This is a genomic window from Micromonospora sp. NPDC049201 (genome assembly GCF_055586805.1).
The window spans coordinates 1-3812 of sequence record NZ_JBVJHM010000034.1 but is presented as its reverse complement, the minus strand read 5'-3'; the positions used below and the strand labels follow the sequence as shown (position 1 = coordinate 3812).

Below are 3812 nucleotides of genomic sequence, written 5' to 3'. Positions count from 1 at the left end.
CTGCGGGCGTTGACCGGCCCGCAACGCCAACAGAAGATCCTCGAACTGGTACGCACCCACGCCGCTACAGCCCTCGGCCATGACAGCGCCCAAGCGATCCCACCCGAGCGGGCGTTCCGTGAACTCGGCTTCGACTCGTTGACCGCGGTGGAACTACGTAACCGGTTGGCCGCCGTGACCGGGCTGCCGCTACCAGCCACGCTGGTCTTCGACCATCCGACACCGACCGCCCTGGCCGGGTACGTGTTGACGGAGCTGCTTGGTGGGCAGACCGATGTCCTTGCGCCGGTGCCGGTGGGTGCGGGTGTTGATGAGCTGGTGGCGATTGTGGGGATGGGGTGTCGGTATCCGGGTGGGGTGGGTGACCCGGAGGGGTTTTGGCGGTTGTTGGTCGAGGGTGTTGACGCGGTGGGTGGGTTCCCTGCGGATCGGGGTTGGGATCTGGCGGCGCTGTACGACCCCGATCGGCAGCGGTCGGGGACCAGTTATGCAGGGGAGGGTGGGTTCCTGGCTGGTGCGGCGTTGTTCGATGCGGGGTTTTTCGGGATCAGTCCGCGGGAGGCTGTGGCGATGGATCCGCAGCAGCGGTTGTTGTTGGAGGTTTCCTGGGAGGCGTTGGAGCGGGCGGGGATTGACCCGTCGGGGCTGCGTGGGTCGGATACCGGTGTGTATGTGGGTACCACCGGGCAGGACTACATCTCGGTGATTGGTGACGCGCAGGCCGGTAGCGAGGGGCATCTGCTGACGGGTAATGCGGCGAGTGTGATGTCGGGGCGGGTGGCGTACACCCTGGGTTTGGAGGGCCCGGCGGTGTCGGTGGACACGGCGTGTTCGTCGTCGCTGGTGGCGGTGCATTTGGCGGCGCAGGCGTTGCGCTCGGGTGAGTGTTCCATGGCCCTGGCCGGCGGTGTGACGGTGATGGCCACGGCGGGAGCGTTCGTGGAGTTTTCCCGACAGGGCGGCTTGGCCGCCGACGGGCGGTGCAAATCGTTCGCAGACGCCGCTGACGGCACAGGCTGGGGTGAGGGTGTCGGAATTCTGGTGTTGGAACGACTGTCGGATGCCCGTCGGCGGGGGCATCGGGTGTTGGCGGTGGTGCGGGGCAGCGCGGTCAATCAGGATGGCGCGTCGAATGGGTTGAGTGCGCCGAATGGTCCGTCGCAGCAGCGGGTGATCCGTCAGGCTTTGGCGAATGCGCGGTTGTCGCCGGGCGAGGTGGATGTGGTGGAGGCGCACGGCACGGGCACCACGCTGGGTGATCCGATCGAGGCGCAGGCGCTGATCGCCGCGTACGGCCAGGACCGGCCCGCGGATCAGCCGTTGCGGTTGGGGTCGGTGAAGTCGAACATCGGCCACACCCAGGCGGCCGCGGGTGTCGCCGGGATCATCAAGATGGTCCTCGCGATGCGGCACGGCCTGATGCCCAAGACACTGCACGTGGACGAGCCGTCCACACATGTGGACTGGTCGACCGGATCGGTGCAGCTACTCACCGAGGCCACACCCTGGCCTGTCAACGGCCGGCCGCGGCGGGCCGGGGTGTCCTCGTTCGGGATCAGCGGCACCAACGCCCACCTCATCCTGGAGGAGACCGAACCGATCGAGATCCTGCAGGAGGCCGAACCGTTTGAGCCGCCGCGGGACACACCGGTTGACCCGGCGGCCTCGGGCCAGGAGCCGCCGACGCTGCCGGGCGGGGTGGTGCCGTGGTTGTTGTCGGCCAAGTCCGAGGTGGCGTTGCGGGCGCAGGCGCAGCGGTTGGCCGAGTTCGTGGTCGACCGGCCCGAGGTGGATCCGGTGACGGTGGGGCAGGCGTTGGTGGACAGCCGGGCGACCGGGTTCCCCTACCGGGGTGTGGTGCTCGGCCAGGATCGGTCGGCGTTGGCGGACGGGTTGCAGGCGCTGGCCTCCGGTGGCCAGGCGCCGGGAGTGGTTGCCGGGGTCGCGGGGCCCGGTCGGCTCGCGGTGGTGTTTTCCGGGCAGGGCAGCCAGCGGGCCGGGATGGGTCTGGGCTTGTATGAGGCGTATCCGGTGTTCGCTGAAGTGTTCGATGAGGTCTGCGCGTCCTTCGACCAGCATCTCGAGCGGTCGTTGCGGGACGTGGTCGCGGGCGAGCCGCAGCTATTGGATCAGACGATGTACACCCAGGCCGGGCTGTTCGCGGTGCAGGTGGCGTTGTACCGGCTGATCAGCTCCTGGGGGGTGGCCCCGCAGTGTCTGGCGGGGCACTCGATTGGTGAGTTGAGCGCGGCGTATGTGGCGGGGGTGTGGGATCTGGCTGATGCGGTGGCGGTGGTGGCCGCGCGGGGCCGGTTGATGCAGGCGCTATCCGCTGGTGGCGCCATGGTGGCGTTGACCGCCAGCGACACTCAAGCCCACGACCTGATCGCCGGGCACACCGACCTGGTGGGCGTCGCGGCTGTCAACGGCCCGCACTCGACGGTGATCTCCGGTGACCGGCATGTGGTGTTGGAGTTGGCGCAGCAGTGGCGAGATGGAGGTGGTAAGGCGCGGCGGTTGCGGGTCAGTCACGCGTTCCATTCGCCGTTGATGGAGCCGATGTTGGCCGAGTTCGCCGAGGTGTTGGGCGGGGTGGTGTGGCGGGAGCCGACGATCCCGGTGGTGTCCGGCACCCCGGGTGCGGATGTGACCGAGCCGGGATACTGGGTGGGGCATGTCCGCCAGACGGTGCGGTACCACGACGCGGTGACCGCGCTGCGCGAGCAAGGCGTGGATGTTTTCCTCGAACTGGGCCCGGACGGCACCCTGACCTCAATGGCCGACACCGGTACCCCCGATGCAGGGGTGTGGCTGCCAGCGCTGCGAGCTGAACGGGACGAGCCGCAGACACTGCTGACCGCGGTCGCCGGTATCCACGTACACGGCGCGACGGTGAACTGGCCGACACTGCTCGACACGAATACCGGCCCGACCCAGCCGGTTGCCCTACCTACCTATCCGTTCCAGCATCAGCGGTACTGGCCGCAGTCGGCGGCGGCTGGTGTGGGGGACGCTCGGGTGTTGGGGCTGGGTTCGGCTGATCATCCGTTGTTGCGTGCGGCGGTGTCGTTGGCTGATGGGGACGGGGTGGTGTTGACCGGCCGGTTGTCGGTGTCGGCGCAGCCGTGGCTGGCTGATCATGTGGTGTTGGGTTCGGTGTTGTTGGCGGGCACGGCGTACGTGGAGTTGGTGATGTACGCCGGGGACCAGGTCGGCTGTGCCGTGGTGCAGGAGTTGACGCTGCAGACCCCGTTGCTGCTGCCCGAGCAGGGCGGGGTGCAGGTGCAGGTGTGGGTCGGTGATCCCGGCCAGGACGGTCGACGGCCGGTCAACGTGTACTCCCGACCAGAAGGCGCGGAGGGCGCGGAGGGTTCGTGGACTCGGCATGCCACGGGTGTGTTGAGCCCGCAGGCCGGTCGGGTGCCGGCGAGGCTGGAGCAGTGGCCGCCGGCCGACGCGCGGCCGGTGGCGGTGGACGGCGTGTACGAACGGTTGGCCGACGGCGGGTACGTGTACGGGCCGGTGTTCCAAGGTTTACGGGCGGTGTGGCGTTCCGAGCGGGATGTGTATGCCGAGGTGACACTGCCCGAGCACGTCGAGACCGGCGGGTTCGGGCTGCATCCTGCGGTGTTGGACGCGGCGCTGCACCCGATCGGGTTGACCGGGCTGCTCGGCGACGACGACGGTGGGGCGGTGTTGCCGTTCGCGTGGAGCGGGGTGCGGTTGCACGCGACCGGAGCGACCACGCTGCGGGTCCGGCTGACACCGTCCGACGATGGTGGTATCGCGGTGGCGGTGTTCGACACCACCGG

1 protein-coding gene is annotated in these 3812 nt (G+C 68.9%); it reads left to right on the top strand.

The window, feature by feature from the left end:
• On the top strand, positions 1–3812 hold a 3812-nt coding region (locus ACZ6O5_RS31205), incomplete at both ends, for a type I polyketide synthase (RefSeq protein WP_465981907.1).